The sequence below is a fragment of the Ideonella sp. genome, assembly GCF_041287625.1.
In the GTDB taxonomy this organism is placed as follows: Bacteria; Pseudomonadota; Gammaproteobacteria; order Burkholderiales; family Burkholderiaceae_C; genus Ideonella.
The window spans coordinates 42,585-60,386 of record NZ_JBGGNH010000042.1 but is presented as its reverse complement, the minus strand read 5'-3'; the positions used below and the strand labels follow the sequence as shown (position 1 = coordinate 60,386).

Annotated in this window: 14 protein-coding genes; 10 read left to right on the top strand and 4 right to left on the bottom strand. The window is 66.3% G+C overall.

Going from position 1 to position 17,802, the window contains the following annotated elements:
* Positions 1-698, top strand: a 698-nt coding sequence (locus tag ACAH41_RS16840) for an IS110 family transposase (protein WP_325653933.1), incomplete at its 5' end; no start/stop codon positions are given.
* A 356-nt stretch (positions 699-1,054) separates the two neighbouring features.
* Here ACAH41_RS16840 and ACAH41_RS16835 read toward each other — a convergent pair.
* From ACAH41_RS16835 to alaS, 3 genes are all read right to left on the bottom strand, one after another.
* Positions 1,055-1,513, bottom strand: coding sequence for a hypothetical protein (locus ACAH41_RS16835; RefSeq protein WP_325653935.1), 459 nt, complete (start codon positions 1,511-1,513; stop codon positions 1,055-1,057).
* Positions 1,514-1,652: 139 nt separating this feature from the next.
* On the bottom strand, positions 1,653-2,222 hold the full coding sequence (locus ACAH41_RS16830; RefSeq protein WP_325653937.1) for a hypothetical protein: 570 nt from the start codon (positions 2,220-2,222) through the stop codon (positions 1,653-1,655).
* A 395-nt stretch (positions 2,223-2,617) separates the two neighbouring features.
* The gene (gene alaS, locus ACAH41_RS16825) at positions 2,618-5,281 is read right to left on the bottom strand and encodes an alanine--tRNA ligase (RefSeq protein ID WP_325653939.1); all 2,664 of its coding nucleotides are present in this window, start codon (positions 5,279-5,281) and stop codon (positions 2,618-2,620) included.
* A gap of 184 nt (positions 5,282-5,465) precedes the next feature.
* Between alaS and ACAH41_RS16820 the strand changes: the two genes are divergently transcribed.
* Together ACAH41_RS16820 and ACAH41_RS16815 are read left to right on the top strand one after the other, a co-directional pair.
* Positions 5,466-7,352: a M48 family metalloprotease gene (locus ACAH41_RS16820; protein WP_325653941.1), complete on the top strand. Its 1,887-nt coding sequence runs from the start codon at positions 5,466-5,468 to the stop codon at positions 7,350-7,352.
* A gap of 107 nt (positions 7,353-7,459) precedes the next feature.
* The gene (locus tag ACAH41_RS16815) at positions 7,460-7,978 is read left to right on the top strand and encodes a hypothetical protein (RefSeq protein ID WP_325653943.1); all 519 of its coding nucleotides are present in this window, start codon (positions 7,460-7,462) and stop codon (positions 7,976-7,978) included.
* A gap of 5 nt (positions 7,979-7,983) precedes the next feature.
* Here ACAH41_RS16815 and ACAH41_RS16810 read toward each other — a convergent pair whose 3' ends face one another.
* Positions 7,984-9,390, bottom strand: coding sequence for a PLP-dependent aminotransferase family protein (locus ACAH41_RS16810; RefSeq protein WP_325653945.1), 1,407 nt, complete (start codon positions 9,388-9,390; stop codon positions 7,984-7,986).
* Between the two features lie 145 nt (positions 9,391-9,535).
* Between ACAH41_RS16810 and gabT the strand changes: the two genes are divergently transcribed.
* The 7 genes from gabT (at position 9,536) to ACAH41_RS16775 (ending at position 17,785) form a co-directional block, all read left to right on the top strand.
* Complete coding sequence (gene gabT, locus ACAH41_RS16805) at positions 9,536-10,834, top strand: 4-aminobutyrate--2-oxoglutarate transaminase (protein WP_325653947.1); 1,299 nt, start codon at positions 9,536-9,538, stop codon at positions 10,832-10,834.
* A 16-nt stretch (positions 10,835-10,850) separates the two neighbouring features.
* Positions 10,851-11,933, top strand: coding sequence for an ABC transporter ATP-binding protein (locus ACAH41_RS16800; protein ID WP_325653949.1), 1,083 nt, complete (start codon positions 10,851-10,853; stop codon positions 11,931-11,933).
* Positions 11,934-12,061: 128 nt separating this feature from the next.
* On the top strand, positions 12,062-13,096 hold the full coding sequence (locus ACAH41_RS16795; RefSeq protein WP_325653951.1) for an ABC transporter substrate-binding protein: 1,035 nt from the start codon (positions 12,062-12,064) through the stop codon (positions 13,094-13,096).
* Between the two features lie 12 nt (positions 13,097-13,108).
* Positions 13,109-14,392 carry an ABC transporter permease gene (locus ACAH41_RS16790; RefSeq protein WP_325653953.1) on the top strand — a complete coding sequence of 428 codons (1,284 nt, stop codon included), beginning with the start codon at positions 13,109-13,111 and terminating at the stop codon, positions 14,390-14,392.
* Positions 14,393-14,396: 4 nt separating this feature from the next.
* A complete protein-coding gene (locus tag ACAH41_RS16785) occupies positions 14,397-15,227 on the top strand; it encodes an ABC transporter permease (protein WP_325653955.1) in 831 nt (276 codons plus the stop codon).
* 10 nt (positions 15,228-15,237) lie between these two features.
* Positions 15,238-16,188 (top strand): agmatinase, encoded by a 951-nt coding sequence (speB, locus tag ACAH41_RS16780; protein WP_325653957.1) that lies wholly within the window; start codon positions 15,238-15,240, stop codon positions 16,186-16,188.
* 106 nt (positions 16,189-16,294) lie between these two features.
* Positions 16,295-17,785, top strand: coding sequence for an NAD-dependent succinate-semialdehyde dehydrogenase (locus tag ACAH41_RS16775; protein WP_325653959.1), 1,491 nt, complete (start codon positions 16,295-16,297; stop codon positions 17,783-17,785).
* The last annotated feature ends 17 nt before the right edge of the window (positions 17,786-17,802 follow it).

The following is a 17,802-nucleotide window of genomic DNA, read 5'->3' as shown; positions in this document are numbered from 1 at the left end:
GGCTGCGCGAGGGCTACAAGGAAGAACGCACCGCCTGCATCAACCGCATTCGCGGCCTGTTGACCGAGTTCGGTCTGGTGTTCCCTCAGAGCCCGGATGCCTTGCGCCTGGCCTTGCCCGACGTGCTGGAAGACGCGGGCAGCGAACTGCCTTCGCTGGCCCGCATGGCGTTGCAGCGGGCGCAGTTGCAGTGGCTTGAGATCGAATGCCACATCGCCTGGTGCGATCAGCGCATTGCCGCGCATGTGCGCAGCAACGCGCAGGCCAAGACGGCGGCGCAGCTTTGCGGCATTGGCCCGGTCACGGCTTCGGCGCTGGTGGCCAGCGTGGGCGACTTCACGCAGTTCCGCTCCGGCGCGCAATTCGGCGCCTGGCTCGGACTGGTGCCCAAACAGAACTCCAGCGGCGGCAAGGCCAGCCTGGGCGGCATCACCAAACGCGGCGACGAATACTTGCGAACCTTGCTGATCCAGGGTGCCAAGTCTGCGGTGATGACCGCCCACAAACGCGCCGACCGGATCTCGCAGTGGCTGGTACAGCTCAGGGAGCGGGTGGGCTGGCAGAAGGCCGTGGTGGCGCTGGCCAACAAGAACGCGCGCATCCTGTGGGCCGTGTTGGCCAAGGGTCGAACGTTCGACCCGAATCATGTGTCGATCAAACCCGGCGAGGCGGCTGGCCCCATGGTTCCTGCCAACTGACGCTACGCCAAAGGTTCAGCAAAAACCATTACTGATTTCTCCTTCGAAGACGCGCGTTCGTAGATGCATCACACAGGTCAGACCGGTGGCAGGCGAGTTCGACAAACCCTGTGTCGCACCGTTCGCGGTGACGACGGCGAATGAATGGAGCCCTGCCAAGCGGTTCGTATCTGGGCCCGCACCAAACTCCGGTGCAACAAGGCCGCCTGTAGATGTGCAGTCTGTCCCTCGTCGTGATTCATCCACGCGGGCGCAATTCGGCTTTGGAGGAAGAAGAAAGGCACCTTAATCAACTGTTGGCATTGACGCGCGGGGAAGTCCCTGTAGATGGGTTAGGCGTCAGCGCTTGTTTGCGGCTAGCCATCGACTTGGAGCTCCTTTGGCAAGCCATTCTGGAACGTGCACGTAAAGAGGTGACCATCACGATCTTTAAGGCACTCGAATGATAGATCCCACGGGCTGTGCTCGTCGCCGCGTAGCGGGACAGACATGCTCGTGAACTTGAATCCCTCGCGCCAGTTTGCCGGGAAGGGCCCTCTCACCCACTTCTCGTATTCTGGGATAAGAAGCGCAGACGCCCTCTGAAAGGCTAGGTCCGGGTTTCTGGCGAACCTCTTGAAGAACTCTGCCTGCGCTTCGCTGGGCTCCTGTTCATCGGTTGTCTCAATTGCCACGATAAAGGGCGTTCCTCCCACTTCGGTTTCAACCTCCCAGTACGAACCATGTTTAGCCGACATGAGCAACGCTTCGCCGAACGTCGGGTGTTCGATCCGGCGTGGGGGCTTGCCAAACAGCACTCGAGATAGGAAGCCCATGTTTCGACGCCTAACGCCCGCGGTAAGCCGCACCGGAGTACGCAGCACGGAGGGGACCAACAAGCGGAGCTTGTTGGTGTCGGCTTGACCAACCAGTTAGGCTGGTGACAGGTGCTGAAATCATTGTATGAATCCAAGATTAGATGGAAGCCGCAGTAGGAGGCGCGTCCGCCTCCGAGCTTGGGAATTGTTCGTACGGATACCAATGAATTAGTTGCATTCTGATTGAGTGCAGAAGAAAGAACGATTGAACGTGCTGGCCAATTGCATTGCGAATGGCGTCCACTTCAAAGGTTTCTTGGTCATACTCAACTTCCCCGGTATCTGGGTCTATTAAGATTTTTGGATTTGTTCGAAGAATTGCTGCGACTTGGCCTCCAGCAACGACCTCGTGGTACGCAGAGTGAACCACTTTATTCCTGAATTTTCTCAGTGCGTGAAATATGCTGCGCAATTGCTCCGCTTCCTGCGCCCTCTCTGCACCATTGGGAAAGGCATGCTGCTTAGTTTTTGCAAGAAACAGATCTGTGACCTTGTCTATAAGGTCAGCATTAGATTCTTTGCGAAGTGCAACGGGAGGCCAAGTGTTTTTTTCCGGGTCAATGAGAAACCAGCCTATTTGGCGATACATGTCCTCAATTGATTGAAAGAAAACGACGAATTCGCCTATGGCCTGGTGCACTTCCTCGATATCTGTGGTGGCTGGCATTTGGTGGCGTAGAGAACGACAAGTGCTTGGATGAGAAGAAAGCCTAACTTGTTTATCGGGCGACAGTTTTGCTGCGTAACACCTGCCACTGTCTCCATAAAATCGGACAGTCAAGTGGCCGCAAGTTCGCATCGGCATTGATTTTTCCAGCGGCTGGGCCCGTGTCATTCATTGCCAAATTCCCGGCGAAAGGAGCAGTCCTCGTCCGGTCTCATTGGATGCAGGCAGCGCCATTTCGTCAACCTCTCCCGTAGGGATGCAGCACCATCGCTACGCCGCACCCCACGAGGAAAAACCGGGTTGACGTGGAGTAGCACGCTGGCTCACAGACTTGCTGCGCCCCAAAAACAAAAACCCGCCGAAGCGGGTTTTTGAATGAGGTACGCAGCGCAGGTTCAGAGGCGCTCGGACACCCAGGCTTGCACCCCCGCCAGCGCAGCCGGCAAGGCCGCAGCATCGGTGCCGCCCGCCATCGCCATGTCCGGCTTGCCGCCGCCCTTGCCGCCGACTTGCTGGGCCACAAAGTTCACCAATTCGCCGGCCTTGAGCTTGGAGATGGTGTCTGCGGTGACGCCTGCGGCGATCTGGACCTTGCCGCCGTCCACCGCGGCCAGCACGATGGCTGCGGTTTTCAGCTTGTTCTTGAGCTGGTCCATGGTGGCGCGCAGCGTGGCGGCGTCTGCGCCTTGCAGGGTGGCGGCGAGGACCTTGATGCCCTTGATGTCCACTGCTTGGGCGACGAGTTCGTCGCCCTGGCTGGAGGCGAGCTTGCCCTTCAGCGAGGCGACTTCCTTTTCGAGGGCGCGCAGATGGTCCTGCAGGCTGCCGATGCGGCTGCTCAGCTCGGCGGGCGCGGCCTTCAACGAAGCGGCCACTTCGTTGACCGTGTGCTCCAGGCTTTGCAGGTAGGCCAGTGCGTTGGCGCCGGTGACGGCTTCGACGCGGCGGATGCCGGCGGCCACGCCGCTTTCACCGACGATCTTGAACAGGCCGATGTCGCCGGTGCGCTGCACGTGGGTGCCGCCGCAGAGTTCCTTGGAGCTGCCGATGCTGAGCACGCGCACGGTGTCGCCGTACTTCTCGCCGAACAGCATCATCGCGCCGCTCTTCTGCGCGTCGTCCAGCGCCATCACTTCGGCTTGCGCCGCGGCGTTGGCCAGGATCTCGGCGTTGACCTTGGCTTCGACTTCCTTGATCTGCGCTTCGGTCAGCGGCGCGGTGTGCGCGAAGTCGAAGCGGGTGCGCTCGGCGTTGACCAGCGAGCCCTTCTGCTGCACGTGCGTGCCCAGCACTTCGCGCAAGGCCTTGTGCATCAGGTGGGTGGCGCTGTGGTTGCGCACGGTGCGGGCGCGGTGCTCGGCGTTCACGCGGGCGGTGAAGGTGTCGCCCACCTTGACTTCGCCTTCGAGCACGCGGCCGTGGTGGCCGAACACGTCGGCCTGGATCTTGATGGTGTCTTCGACGACCACGCGGGTGCTGGCATTGCGCAGCTCGCCGGTGTCGCCCACCTGCCCGCCGGATTCGGCGTAGAACGGCGTGTGGTCCAGCACGATGACCGCGTCGTCACCAGCGCGGGCCACGTCCACCGGGCTGCCGTCCACATAGACCTGGACCACGCGCGAGGCTTCGCGCAGCAGCTCGTCGTAACCGTGGAAGGTGGTGGGCGAGCCGGTGTAGGCCAGGCCGGCGGCCATCTTGAACTTGCCGGCGGCGCGGGCCTGCTCGCGCTGTCGCGCCATTTCCGCGTCGAACTCTGCTGTGTTGATGGTTATCCCACGCTCACGTGCCACGTCCGCGGTCAGATCGATGGGGAAACCATAGGTGTCGTGCAACTTGAACGCGATGTTTCCGCCGAGCGTCAACTCTCCGCCCCGCGGAAGAACTGACAGCGCTCCTTCCAGAATTTCCATCCCGCGTTCGATGGTCAGGAAGAAGCGTTCCTCTTCCTGTTTCAAGACCTCGCTCACGCGCGCCTGAGCTTGGCGCAGCTCGGGGTAGGCATCGCCCATCTGGTTGACCAGCTCGGGCAGGATCTTGTGGAAGAACGGGGTGCGCGCGCCCAGCTTGTAGCCGTGGCGGATGGCGCGGCGGGCAATGCGGCGCAGCACGTAGCCGCGGCCTTCGTTGCCGGGGATCACGCCGTCCACGATGGTGAACGAGCAGGCGCGGATGTGGTCGGCGATGACCTTGAAACTTGGATTCTCAGGGTCGACCACCAATGCATCAGCGACAGCCGCGCCAGCCCCACCTGCCTCAGCAACGGCCTTGCGGGTTGCAGCCAGCAGCGCGACGAAGGTGTCGATCTCGTAGTTCGAGTGCACGTGCTGCAGCACCGCGGCCAGGCGCTCCAGGCCCATGCCGGTGTCCACCGAGGGCTTGGGCAGCTTGTGCATCACACCGTCTTCGGTGCGGTTGAACTGCATGAAGACGTTGTTCCAGATCTCGATGTAGCGGTCGCCGTCTTCGTTCGGCGAGCCCGGCGGTCCGCCGGGGATCTCTTCGCCGTGGTCGTAGAAGATCTCGGTGCAGGGGCCGCAAGGGCCCGTGTCGCCCATCATCCAGAAGTTGTCGGAGGCGTAGCGGCCGCCCTTGTTGTCGCCGATGCGGATGATGCGTTCGGCCGGCACGCCCACCACCTTGTGCCAGATGTCGTAAGCCTCGTCGTCTTCTGCATAGACGGTGACCCACAGCTTCTCGGCCGGCAGCATGAACTTGGTGGTCAGCAGTTCCCAGGCGTAGCTGATCGCGTCGTGCTTGAAGTAGTCCCCGAAGCTGAAGTTGCCCAGCATTTCGAAGAAGGTGTGGTGGCGCGCGGTGTAGCCGACGTTGTCCAGGTCGTTGTGCTTGCCGCCGGCGCGGATGCACTTCTGGCTGGTCGTGGCGCGCGTGTAGGCGCGCTTGTCGAAGCCCAGGAACACGTCCTTGAACTGGTTCATGCCCGCGTTGGTGAACAACAGCGTCGGGTCGTCCCCAGGCACCACGGGCGACGAGGCCACGATGGTGTGGCCCTTGGACTCGAAGAACTTCAGGAAGGTCTGGCGGATCTCTGCGGCTTTCATCCGGGTCTTTTCTCGAGGGTCACGCCGAGTCTGGCGAAGCTTTCGATTATAGGTGGCGAGGGCTGGCCACACGGGCCTGGGCCGCCCGGCTTGTGCAGCGCGCGGGCCTCGTCACAAAATGCCTCCAAAGCGGAAAACGCAGGTTCAACGAGGGTCCGGGAAGTTTCGGAGTGAGGGAGGAAAGATGGAAATCGAACGTTTCGAGCGCATGGTCGCGCAGCTGGAAGCCGAGAGCGCCGCTGCGCCAGGGCGTTACCAGCTGAAGGTGGCACTGCTGGCCCTGGCCGGCTTCGGGCTGCTGGGGCTGATCGGCCTGGGGCTGGGCTTCGGCCTGGTGCTGCTGGGTGGCGCGGTGGCGGCCGCCTTGTGGGTGGGCGGGGCCGCGGCCTGGCTGCTGTTGCTGAAGCTGGGCAAGCTGCTGCTGCTCGTGGCCATTCCGGTCTGGCTGCTGCTGCGCAACACCATGAGGGCGTTGTTTGTGCGCCTGCCGACGCCGCAGGGCCGCGCGCTGCAGCGGGCCGACGCACCGGCGCTGTTCGCCGCGCTGGACGACATGCGCCGCCGGCTTCGCGGCCCGGCGGTGCACCAGGTGCTGGTGGTGGACGGCATCAACGCGGCCATCGTGCAGCGGCCGCTGTTCGGGCTGATCGGCTTTCCGCGCAACCACCTGCTGCTGGGCCTGCCGCTGCTGGAAAGCCTGTCGCCCGACGAGGCGATGGCCGTGGTGGCGCACGAATACGGCCACCTCTGCGGCGCACACGGCCGCTTCAGCGCCTTCATCTACCGGCTGCGCTTCAGCTGGGCCACGATCCAGGGCCACGCCGCCACCTGGCACGGGTGGGCCGGCCGGCTGATGCAGCGCGCGGTGGGCGCCTATGCGCCCTACTTCAACGCCTACACCTTCGTGCTGGCCCGGGCCCAGGAATACCAGGCGGATGCGACCTCGGCCCAGCTGGTCGGCAGCGCGGCGGCCGTGGCGGCGCTCAAGCGCACCAACCTGGCCTCGGCCCATCGCTCGGGCTTCTTCGACCAACTGCTGGAAACCACGCGCGACCAGGCCGCGCCGCCACCCGACCTGGCGCTGCGCTGGGCGGCGGTTGCCACCCAGTTGCCTGCTGCCCGCACCGGCCCGTGGCTGGACCGTGCGCTGGACCGCTCGCCGGGCGCGATGGACACCCACCCGACGCTGCGACAGCGCTTGCAGGCGCTGGGCGCAGACGGCACCGAAGCGCAGGCCACGCCCGCCCCGTTGACCGGCCCTTCGGCGGCCCAGGTGCTGCTGGGCCCGGTGGCCGACACGCTGCGCAGCGAGTTCCAGCGCAGCTGGGCCGAAAACGCCGCCGAAGGCTGGGGCGAACAGCACGCGCAGTGGCAGGCCCGCCGCCAGCGCCTGGCCGAACTGGAAGCCATGGCCGAGCGCGACAGCGACCAGCGCCTGGAACTGCTGCGCCTGACCATGGGCCTGCAGCCCGAGCTGGACCTGCGCGCGGCGTTTGCCGAGTTCAACCGCGAGCACCCGGACCATGCGCTGGGCCTGTTCCTCGAAGGCTCGGCCCGGCTGGCGCGGGACGATGCCGGCGGGCTGGGCCAGCTGGAGGCCGCGATCCGCCTGGACGTGGAAGCCACGCGCGGGGCCTGCGAACGTGCGCACGCCTGGCTGATCGAGCGCGACCCAGCCGCCGCCAAGCCCTGGGCCGAGCGTTGGCAGGCCCGGGCCGAGCTGGAAGCGCTGCGCCAGCACCAGCTGGACCGGCTGGACCCCAAGGGCAAGCTGCTGCCGGCGGAGCTGTCGGCGGACACGCGCGTGGCCATGGGCAAGCTGGTGGCGCAGCACGGCAAGGGCGTGCGCCAGGCCTGGCTGCTGCGCCGCGAGATCCCGGCCGACCCGGCCTGCGAGGCCTATGTGATCGTGCTGCAGCTGGGCTGGTGGGCGCGGCTGCGCAACCAGGGTGGCCTGGCGGTGCAGGCGCTGGCGCGGCAGGAATGGCCAATGCCGCTGCACCTGTGCCTGGGCCACCGCTTCCGCGCTTACCAGCGCACTGCGATGAAGATCGGCACGCGATTGCGCTGAACTTCACGTTGCAGAAGCCAGCCCTCGGAGTCGGCAGGCGGAGCTCAGGCCCGGCAAGCAACCCGCCAAGGCCGGCAGGGATTTGCATCGCGCGTAAGCTCATCGCGATGACGATCTCGATCTTCTTTTCCAACGCTTGGCGTGGCCTTGCCGCCGCCGCCACGGTGGCCAGCCTCGGTGGCTGCGCGATCTTCTCTCCGCCGAAATTCGAACCCGGGGCCAGCCCCGCCGAAGTGACGCGGCAGCTCGGCCAGCCGACCGGCGACTACCCGCAACCGGGTGGCGGCCACACGCTGGAGTTTGCCGCCGGCCCATTCGGCAGGTTCACGTGGCTGGTCCGCTTCGACAGCCAGGACAGGCTTGTCAGTGGAGAGCAGGTGTTGACCGAGCGCAACTTCAACGCGATCAAGGCCGGCATGACGGCTGACGAAGTGCGGCTCGCGATCGGCCGGCCCGGCACCACGTTCGGCGTGCACTACCCGAAAGAAATCGTCTGGGCCTACCGCTACGACACCCCGTTCTGCCAGCGCTTCATGGTGGGCATGGGCTTCGACGACCGCGTCATCGACACCGCCTACGGCCCGGACCCGGCCTGCGACAACGACAGGCCATTCTTTGCGCGCTGAGGGCCTCAGCCCAGGCCCTGCGCCTGGAAGAACTCGCCCAGCTTGGTGTCCAGCGAAAAGGCCACGTTGAAACGCATCCACGGCGTGGGGCCCAGGTCCGCTGAAAACAGGTGGCCGGGGCCCAGCATGATGTCGTGGTCGGCCGCCTTGTTGGACAGTGCCACCGGGTCGCTGACCAGAGGGTGGCGGGCCCACAGGAACATGCCCGCCTTGGGTTCGGCGAACAGCTCGAAGCCCAGGCTGGAGAGGCGGTGGCCGACCTGCTGGTGCGCCTCCGCCAGGCGCTCGCGCAGGCCTTTGAGGTGCTTGCGCCAGCGGCCTTCGATCAGCACGCCCAGCGCCAGCCGCTCGCCGAATTCGGCGCTGGTCAGCCCGGCAATCATCTTCAACTGCGCCAGGTCTTCCACCATGTCCGGGTGCGCCACCAGGTAGCCCACGCGGATGTTGGGCGAGATGGTCTTGGAATAGCTGCCGACCGTGATGACGCGGCTCAGCTGGTCCAGGCTGGCCAGCGATGGCCGCGGGTTCGGGTCCAGGTCGACGTAGATGTCGTTCTCGACAATCGTCAGGTCGTGCTTCTCGGCCAGTTGCAGCACGCGGTGCAAATGCGCCAGTTGCGCCACCGAACCGGTGGGGCTCTGCAGCCGCGGCTGGGTGAAAAACACCTTGGGCTGGTGCGCCACGATCAGCCGCTCCAGCGCGGGCAGGTCGTAGCCCTGCGGCGTGCGCGGCACGCCGACCAGCGTGGCGCCCTGGAAGCGCAGGCTGAACAGCAGGTTGGCATAGCCGGGGTCGTCGACCAGCACGGTGTCGCCCGCGCGCACCAGGCGGCGCACCGCCAGGTCCAGCGCCTGGCTGGAGCCTTGCGTGAGCAGCACCTGGCTGGGGTGCACCTGCACCTCCTGCTCGGCAAACGCCTCGGCAATGAACTGGCGCAGCGGCGGATAGCCTTTCGGGTCGCCATAGCCGCCGAGGTCTGCGTCTTCGCTGGCCAGGCTGCGCAGCGCACGGCGCAGGCCGTCTTCGGCCAGCCAGTCGCCGGGCAGCCAGCCGCAGCCGGCCTTGATGGACAGGTGGCGGTGCTCGAAGATCTTGCGCATGTACCACATGGCATCGAAGCCCTGGACTGCCGCCACCTGGGCCCGGGCCGGGCCGCCTTCGCGGCCATCCGCCTGCGCCCGCCGCCGCACGAAGAAGCCCGAATGCGGGCGCGAGGCCAGCCAGCCTTGCGCCACCAGCCGGTCGTAGGCCTCGACCACGGTGAACACGCTGACCTGGTGCGCATGCGCGAACTGGCGGATGGACGGCACCTTGGCGCCGGCACGCAGCCCGCCCTGCTCGATCTGCGAGCGCAGGCCCTCGACGATCTGGGCCACCAGCGAAATGCTGGACTGGGGCTGAAGCTGGAGCATGGGGAACGCCGCGGTGGCGCGCTGTACAGGTCTTGCGGCCTGCACAGTGCACCGCACAAGACCTCGCGCTGTACATGGTAACGCCCGTGTCATGAAGCCTAAAGTCGGCGCCTCACCTGCAAACCAGGACAGGAAGGCAAAGACCATGAAACACGAAGCTCCGAACAATGCGATGCTGATGGCGCGCCGCCGCGCTGCGCTGCCGACCGGGCTGGGCCAGACCTACGAGGTCTTCGCCGAGCGCGCGCTGAACGCCGAAGTCTGGGACGTGGAAGGCAAGCGCTACATCGACTTCGGTGGTGGCATCGCGGTGTTGAACACCGGCCACAACCACCCGAAGATCGTCGCCGCCGTGAAGACGCAGCTGGACAAGGTCCACCACACCTGCTTCCAGGTGCTGGCCTACGAGCCCTACGTCGAACTCGCCGAGCGCCTGATCGAGAAAACGCCTGGCGACTTCGCCAAGAAGGCCTACTTCCTGTCCACCGGCGCCGAGGCGGTGGAAAACGCCGTGAAGATCGCCCGCGCAGCCACTGGCCGCCAGGCGGTGATCGCCTTCGGCGGCGGCTTCCATGGCCGCACGCTGCTGGGCATGGCGCTCACCGGCAAGGTTGCGCCGTACAAGGCCGGCTTCGGCCCATTCCCCGCCGAGATCTATCACGCCGAGTATCCGAACCCGCTGCACGGCATCAGCACCGCCGAGGCGCTGCGCTCGGTCGAGCACATCTTCAAGTACGACGTGGAAGCGGCCCGTGTCGCCGCCATCATCATCGAGCCTGTGCAGGGCGAAGGCGGCTTCTACGTCGCGCCCAAGGACTTCGTGCAGGCGCTGCGCAAGCTGTGCGACCAGCACGGCATCGTGCTGATCGCCGACGAGGTGCAGACCGGCGCCGGCCGCACCGGCACCTGGCTGGCCAGCGAGCAATGGGGCGTGGCAGCGGACATCGTGACGATGGCCAAGTCCATGGCCGGTGGCTTCCCGCTCTCGGCCGTGATCGGCCGCGCGGACCTGATGGACAAGCCGCTGCCCGGTGGCCTGGGCGGCACCTATGCCGGCAACCCGCTGGCCTGCGCCGCGGCGCTGGCGGTGCTGGACGTGTTCGAGGAAGAGCAACTGCTGGCCCGCTCTGTGGCCGTGGGCGAGAAGCTCACCGTTGGCCTGAAGGCGCTGGCCACCAAGCACAGGCAGATCCAGGACGTGCGCGGCCTGGGCGCGATGGTCGCGGTCGAGCTGTTCAAGGACGGCGACCATGAACAGCCAGATGCCGACCTGACCAAGCGTGTGTGCGCCGAAGCCATCAAGCGAGGCCTGGTGCTGCTCTCCTGCGGCGTGTATGCCAACGTGATCCGCGTGCTGGTGCCGTTGACTGCGAGCGACGCGCTGCTGGACGAAGGCCTCGCCGTCCTGGGCGAGGCCTTCAGCGCCGCCGTCCAGCAAGGCTGAAGCCGACGTGAACACCATGCCCACAATGCCTCTTGTCCGGTTCGCCGGTGTGCAGAAGACCTACGACGGGCTCAGCCTCGTCGTGCGTTCGCTGGACCTGGACATCCAGCGCGGCGAGTTCCTGTCGTTGCTGGGCCCGTCTGGCTCCGGCAAGACGACCACGCTGATGATGCTCGCGGGCTTCGAGTCGCCCACCGCAGGCGAGATCCTGCTCGACGGCTCGCCGATCACGCGCACGCCGCCGCACAAGCGCAACTTCGGCATGGTGTTCCAGAACTACGCGCTCTTCCCGCACCTCTCGGTGGCGGACAACGTGGCCTACCCGCTGACGGTGCGCAAGGTGCCCAAGGGCGAGATCGCCACCCGCGTGGCCAGGGCGCTGGACATGGTGCAGCTGGTCGGCAAGGGCGAGCGCCTGCCCGGCCAGCTCTCCGGCGGCCAGCAGCAGCGCGTGGCGCTGGCCCGCGCCCTCGTGTTCGAGCCGCAGCTGGTGCTGATGGACGAGCCGCTGGGCGCGCTGGACAAGCAGCTGCGCGAGCACATGCAGATCGAGCTGAAGGAACTGCACCGCAAGCTCGGCGTGACCTTCGTCTACGTGACGCACGACCAGGGCGAGGCGCTGACCATGAGCGACCGCGTGGCCGTCTTCAACGACGGCCTGATCCAGCAGATCGCCCCGGTCGAGCAGCTCTACGAAACGCCGGTGAACCGCTTCGTGGCCGGCTTCGTCGGCGACAGCACGCTGCTGGCCGGCACCGTGGGCCAGTCCGATGGCGACAGCTGCGAGCTGGTGCTGCCCACCGGCGAGCGGCTGACCGGGCTGAACATCAACCGCGCGCTGCCGGGCACACAGGTGCTGGCCTCGGTGCGGCCCGAGCGCATCGAACCCTGCCTGGTCAAACCCGAGGCGCTGGGCAATGCGGTGCAGGCCGCCGTGACCGACATCATCTATTTCGGCGACCACCTGCGGCTGCGCTGCGCCGTCAATGGCCAGGCGCCGGCGACCGTCAAGCTGCCGCTCGCGGGCGGGCTGCAACCGGTCGTCGGCCAGGCAGTGTGGCTGCACATTCCGCAGCCCTACCTGCGCATCTATCACTGAACAAGATCCAAAGGCCCGTTCGAGGCTCGCACACATCAAGAGGCACCGCAGCGCAAGCTGACGGCGGCCCGTGACTTCTCTCGCTGCACGACACGTCCCTCCCTCAAGCCCTTTCAGGAGTTATTGCGATGAAGAAGACGTCCATGGCCTTTGCGGCCGCGGCGATGCTGGCCGCGCTGCCAGCGCTGGCCCAGAGCCAGTTGACGGTGGTGAACTTCGGCGGTGCCAATGGCGCAGCGCAGAAGAAGGCGTATGTGGAGCCGTTCGAGAAGAGCAGCGGCGCCAAGCTGGTGATCGTGGAATACAACGGCGAGCAGGCCAAGATCAAGGCGATGGTCGAAACCGGCAAGATCAGCTGGGACGTGGTCGAGGTCGAAAGCCCGGACGTGGCGCGCGGCTGCGACGAAGGCCTGTTCGAGAAGATGGACTGGCGCAAGGTTGGCAGCAAGGCTGACTTCCAGCCCGCTGCCGTGACCGAGTGCGGCGTGGGCGCCTTCGTGTGGTCCACCGTGATGGCCTACAACGGCGACAAGCTCAAGGACGGCCCCAAGACCTGGGCCGATTTCTGGGACACCAAGAAGTTCGCCGGCAAGCGCGGCATGCGCAAGGGCGCGCGCTACAACCTGGAATTCGCGTTGATGGCCGACGGCGTGAAGAGCGCGGACGTCTACAAGGTCCTGGCCACGCCGGCCGGCGCGGACCGCGCCTTCAAGAAGCTCAGCGAACTCAAGCCCAGCATCCAGTGGTGGGAAGCCGGCGCGCAGCCGCCGCAGTTCCTGGTGGCCGGTGACGTGGTGATGGCCACGGCCTACAACGGCCGCATCGACGCCGCGCAGCGCGAAGGCAAGAACCTGAAGATCAGCTGGACCGGCGGCATCTTTGACCTGGACTACTGGGTCATCCCCAAGGGCTCGCCGAACAAGGACCTGGCGATGAAGTACATCGCCGCCGCTGCCGCACCGGGCGCGCAGGCCGAATACGCGCAGAACATTTCCTACGGCCCGACCAACAACAAGGCCCTGGCCAAGCTGGACCCCAAGGTGCTGGCCCTGCTGCCGACCTCGCCGGCCAACAGCAAGGACGCGCTGCAGTTCAACATCGGCTTCTGGGCCGACCAGGGCGAGGCGCTGGAAAAGCGCTTTGCTTCCTGGGCCGCGCAGTGATGGCCTGAAGCCGTGAGCAGCAGCACCGTGACGACACTCGCCGCCGCACCGGCGCCCGCCCCCGAAGGCAATGCGCTGGCCCGCTCGCTGGCGCGGGCCCAGCGCCGCCGGCACCTGGCGGCGATCTCGCTCACGCTGCCGCTGCTCTTGTTCCTGCTGGCCACTTTCCTGGTGCCCATCGGCGCGCTGCTGATTCGCGCCGTGGAGAACCCGGAAGTGGCCAACGCCCTGCCCCGCACCGCGCAGGCGCTCTCGAAGTGGGACCGCCACCAACCGCCCGCCCCTGCCGCCTATGCGGCTGTGGTGGAAGACCTGGCGGCCCTGCCCGAAGCGGCGCAGGCCGGTGCGCTGGCAAGGCGCCTGAACACCGAACAGCCCGGCTCGCGTTCGCTGGTCATGAGCACCTACCGCGCGCTGCCGCAGCTGCAACCCGCAGGCACCACGCCCGCACCCGACGCGCTGCGCGAGCAGCTGCTGGCGCTGGACCCGCGCTGGGGCGAGCTGCCGTACTGGCAGGCGATTGCCAAGAACGCCAGCCGCTGGACGCCGGACTACCTGCTCACTGCCGTGGACCTGAAGCGCAAGGCCGAGGGCGGGCTGGAACGTGTGGCGCCGGACCAGCGCGTGTTCTCGTCCATCCTGCTGCGCACCTTCCAGATCAGCGCGGTGGTGATGCTGTGCTGCCTGCTGCTGGGCTATCCGCTGGCCTACTGGCTCTCCACGCTGAACGCGCGCCAGGCCAATGTGCTGATGATCCTGGTGCTGGTGCCGTTCTGGACCAGTATCCTCGTGCGCGTGGCCGCGTGGATCGTGCTGCTGCAGCGCGAGGGCCTGGTCAACAGTGCGCTGATGGGTGTTGGCGTGATTCAGGAACCTCTGGCGCTGCTGTTCAACCGCACCGGGGTGATCATCTCGATGACGCACATCCTGCTGCCCTTCATGATCCTGCCGCTGTACAGCGTGATGAAGTCGGTCTCGCCGACCTACCTGCGCGCAGCGGTGTCGCTGGGCAGCCCGCCGCTGGCGGCCTTCTTCCGTGTCTACGTGCCGCAGACGCTGCCCGGCGTGGGCGCGGGCGGCCTGCTGGTCTTCATCCTGGCCATTGGCTACTACGTGACACCCGCACTGCTGGGCGGTGCGGACGACCAGATGCTGAGCTACTACATCGCCCAGTACACCAACGTCGACATCAACTGGGGCATGGCGTGCGCTTTGGGCGCCATCCTGCTGACGGCCACGCTGGTGCTGTATGCGCTGTACCGCCGCGTCGTGAAGTCCGAACTGAGCCTGGGGTAACGGCATGAGTTTTTTCTCGTTCTTGCGACCACAGTTCCCGGCCCACTTCACGCTGCTGGACAAGGCCGGCTGGTGGGCGCTGCGCCTGTTCAGCCTGGGCGTGCTGCTGTATTTGCTGCTGCCCATCCTGGCCATCATGCCGCTGTCGTTCTCGGCGTCTTCGTTCCTCGCCTACCCGATGCCGGGCTGGTCGCTGCAGTGGTATCACAACCTCTTCACGTCGGACGAATGGGGGCGCGCGGCGAAGAATTCCTTCATCGTTGCGCCGGCCGCCACCGTCATTGCCACCACGCTGGGCACGCTCACCGCCGTGGGCCTGGCGCGCGCGAACTTCCCCGGCAAGGGCTTGCTGATGAGCGTGCTGATTGCGCCGATGGTCGTGCCCATCGTCGTCGTCGGCGTGGCCTGCTATTTGTTCTTCGCACGCATCGGCCTGTCGGACACCTATGCCGGGCTGATCATCGTGCACGCGGCACTCGGCGCGCCGTTTGTCGTTACCACCGTGCTGGCCACGCTGCAGAACTTCAACCACAACCTGGTGCGCGCCTCGCTGAGCCTGGGCGCCGGGCCGCTGCAGACCTTCTTCCGCGTGACGCTGCCGGTCATCGCGCCGGGCGTGATCTCGGGCGCGCTGTTCGCCTTTGCCACCTCGTTCGACGAAGTGGTGGTCACGCTGTTCATCGCCGGGCCGGACCAGGTGACGCTGCCGCGGCAGATGTTCACCGGCATCCGCGAGAACATCAACCCGACGATTGCCGCCGTGGCCACGCTGCTGATCCTGTTCACCACCGCGCTGATGGGCGCGCTGGAGTGGATGCGCGGGCGCCGCGCCTGAGAGACACACGATGACGCGACAACTCAACATTCCTTTGGGCGGCAACGACATGCCGCGCTTCGGCGGGCTGGCCAGCATGATGAGGCTGCCGGTCGCCACCTCGCCCGTGGGCCTGGACGCTGCCTTCATCGGCGTGCCGCTGGACATCGGCACCTCCAACCGCGCCGGTGCGCGCTTCGGCCCGCGGCAGATCCGCGCCGAGTCTTCACTGATCCGGCCCTACAACATGGCCACCGGCGCTGCGCCGTTCGATGCGCTGCAGGTGGCCGACCTGGGCGACGTGCCGATCAACACCTACTCGCTGGAAAAGTCCGTCCCGATCATCACCGCGTTCTACCGGCCGGTGGTGGCGGCAGGCTGCATTCCTCTGACCCTGGGCGGCGACCACACGATTGCGCTGCCCATCCTGCGCGCGGTCGCCGAACGACACGGCCCGGTCGCGCTGATCCACGTGGACGCGCATGCCGACGTCAACGACGACATGTTCGGCGAGCGCATTGCGCACGGCACGCCGTTCCGCCGCGCGGTCGACGAAGGCCTGCTGCAGAACCACAAGGTCTGGCAGATCGGCCTGCGCGGCTCGGGCTACGCTGCGGACGATTTCGACTGGCCGCGCCGCCAGGGCTTCACCATCGTGCCGGCGCACGAGGTGTGGTGGCAGTCGCTCACCCCCCTGATGGCGCGCATCCGCGAAGCCATTGGCAACGCGCCCTGCTACCTCAGCTTCGACATCGACGGCATTGACCCGGCCTATGCCGGTGGCACCGGCACGCCGGAGATCGGCGGACTGAACGTGCCGCAGGCGCTGGAGATCATCCGCGGCTGCTTCGGGCTGAACCTGGTGGGCTGCGACCTGGTGGAGGTTTCTCCCCCTTACGACCCCAGCGGCAACACCTCGCTGCTGGGCGCCAACCTGCTGTACGAGATGCTGTGCGTGCTGCCGGGCGTGCCGCGGCGCTGAACCAGGCAACACAAGGCAACACAGCCGACATGCGATTCGCGGAACGCGCGCTGTAGAGTCCGCGTCCAACCTTGCCGGCAGCGACCGGCCGATTCCGGAGATTTCGATGGACACGAGCAACACCCCCAGCAACAGCCCGCTGAGCGCCCTTCGCGACCCCAGTCTGCTGAAGAGCGACGCGCTGATCAATGGTGAATGGGCGCCCGCGCCCGGCCGTTTTGCGGTCAACGATCCGGCCACCGGCGCCTTGCTCATAGAGGTGGCCAACCACGGCGCAGAGTCGGCGCACCACGCCATCGTCGCGGCGAACCGCGCCTGGCCGGCCTGGAAGGGCAAGACGGCCAAGGAACGCGCGGCCATCATGATGAAGTGGTTCCAACTGCTGCATGCCAATGCCGACGACCTGGCCCGCATCATGACCGCCGAGCAAGGCAAGCCGCTGGCCGAGGCCAAGGGCGAAGTGAGCTACGGCGCCAGCTTCATCGAGTGGTTTGCCGAAGAGTCCAAGCGGGTCTACGGCGAAACCGTGCAGACCACCGACGGCAACAAGCGCTATCTGGTGATCAAGCAGCCGGTGGGCGTTTGTGCGGCCATCACGCCGTGGAATTTCCCGATCGCAATGATCACCCGCAAGGTCGCGCCGGCGCTGGCCGCCGGCTGCACCGTCGTCATCAAACCGGCCGAGGCCACGCCGCTGTCGGCGCTGGCGGTGGCCGAGCTGGCACAGCGCGCCGGCATGCCGGCCGGTGTGCTGAACGTGCTGACGGCGGACGCAGAGCAGTCGATTGAAGTGGGCAAGGTGCTGTGCAGCAGCGACGTGGTGCGCCACCTGTCCTTCACCGGCTCGACCGAGGTTGGCCGCATCCTGGCCGCGCAGTGCGCACCGACGGTCAAGGCACTGTCGCTGGAACTGGGCGGCAACGCGCCTTTCATCGTCTTCGATGACGCCGACCTGGACAGCGCGGTCGAAGGCGCGATGGCCAGCAAATACCGCAACGCCGGGCAGACCTGCGTCTGCGCGAACCGCTTCTATGCGCAAGACGGCATCTACGACCGCTTCGTCGAGAAGCTGGCCGAGAAGGCTGCGGCGATGAAGGTCGGCAACGGCTTCGAGGCCGGCGTGACACTGGGCCCGCTGATCGACGACGCGGCGATTGCCAAGGTGCAGGAACACGTGGCGGACGCGGTGAGCAAGGGCGCGCGCGTGGTGACCGGCGGCGAGCTGATCGAAGGCCGCTTCTACCAGCCCACGGTGCTGGCCGATGCTACGGCCGAGATGCGCTGCTCGCGCGAGGAAACCTTCGGCCCGGTCGCGCCGGTGTTCCGCTTCCAAACCGAGGCCGAAGCCATCGAACTGGCCAACGCGACCGAGTTCGGCCTGGCCAGCTACTTCTACAGCCGCGACGTGGGCCGTGTCTTTCGCGTCGGCGAAGCGCTGGAGTACGGCATGGTCGGCATCAACACCGGGCTGATCTCAACCGCCGAAGTGCCGTTCGGCGGTGTCAAGCAGTCGGGCCTGGGCCGCGAAGGCGGGCGCCAGGGCATCGAGGACTATGTCGAAACCAAGTACCTGTGCCTGGGCGACATCCTGAAGTGATGAAGTGAAGCCGGCCG

Bases quoted from the DNA above. Each gene is read 5' to 3' on its own strand.
- gabT (WP_325653947.1), top strand. From the start codon at position 9,536: ATGAAACACGAAGCTCCGAACAATGCGATGCTGATGGCGCGCCGCCGC.
- ACAH41_RS16835 (WP_325653935.1), bottom strand. From the start codon at position 1,513: ATGGGCTTCCTATCTCGAGTGCTGTTTGGCAAGCCCCCACGCCGGATC.
- ACAH41_RS16820 (WP_325653941.1), top strand. From the start codon at position 5,466: ATGGAAATCGAACGTTTCGAGCGCATGGTCGCGCAGCTGGAAGCCGAG.
- ACAH41_RS16775 (WP_325653959.1), top strand. From the start codon at position 16,295: ATGGACACGAGCAACACCCCCAGCAACAGCCCGCTGAGCGCCCTTCGC.
- ACAH41_RS16810 (WP_325653945.1), bottom strand. From the start codon at position 9,390: ATGCTCCAGCTTCAGCCCCAGTCCAGCATTTCGCTGGTGGCCCAGATC.
- ACAH41_RS16815 (WP_325653943.1), top strand. From the start codon at position 7,460: ATGACGATCTCGATCTTCTTTTCCAACGCTTGGCGTGGCCTTGCCGCC.
- ACAH41_RS16785 (WP_325653955.1), top strand. From the start codon at position 14,397: ATGAGTTTTTTCTCGTTCTTGCGACCACAGTTCCCGGCCCACTTCACG.
- speB (WP_325653957.1), top strand. From the start codon at position 15,238: ATGACGCGACAACTCAACATTCCTTTGGGCGGCAACGACATGCCGCGC.
- ACAH41_RS16830 (WP_325653937.1), bottom strand. From the start codon at position 2,222: ATGCCAGCCACCACAGATATCGAGGAAGTGCACCAGGCCATAGGCGAA.
- ACAH41_RS16795 (WP_325653951.1), top strand. From the start codon at position 12,062: ATGAAGAAGACGTCCATGGCCTTTGCGGCCGCGGCGATGCTGGCCGCG.
- alaS (WP_325653939.1), bottom strand. From the start codon at position 5,281: ATGAAAGCCGCAGAGATCCGCCAGACCTTCCTGAAGTTCTTCGAGTCC.
- ACAH41_RS16800 (WP_325653949.1), top strand. From the start codon at position 10,851: ATGCCCACAATGCCTCTTGTCCGGTTCGCCGGTGTGCAGAAGACCTAC.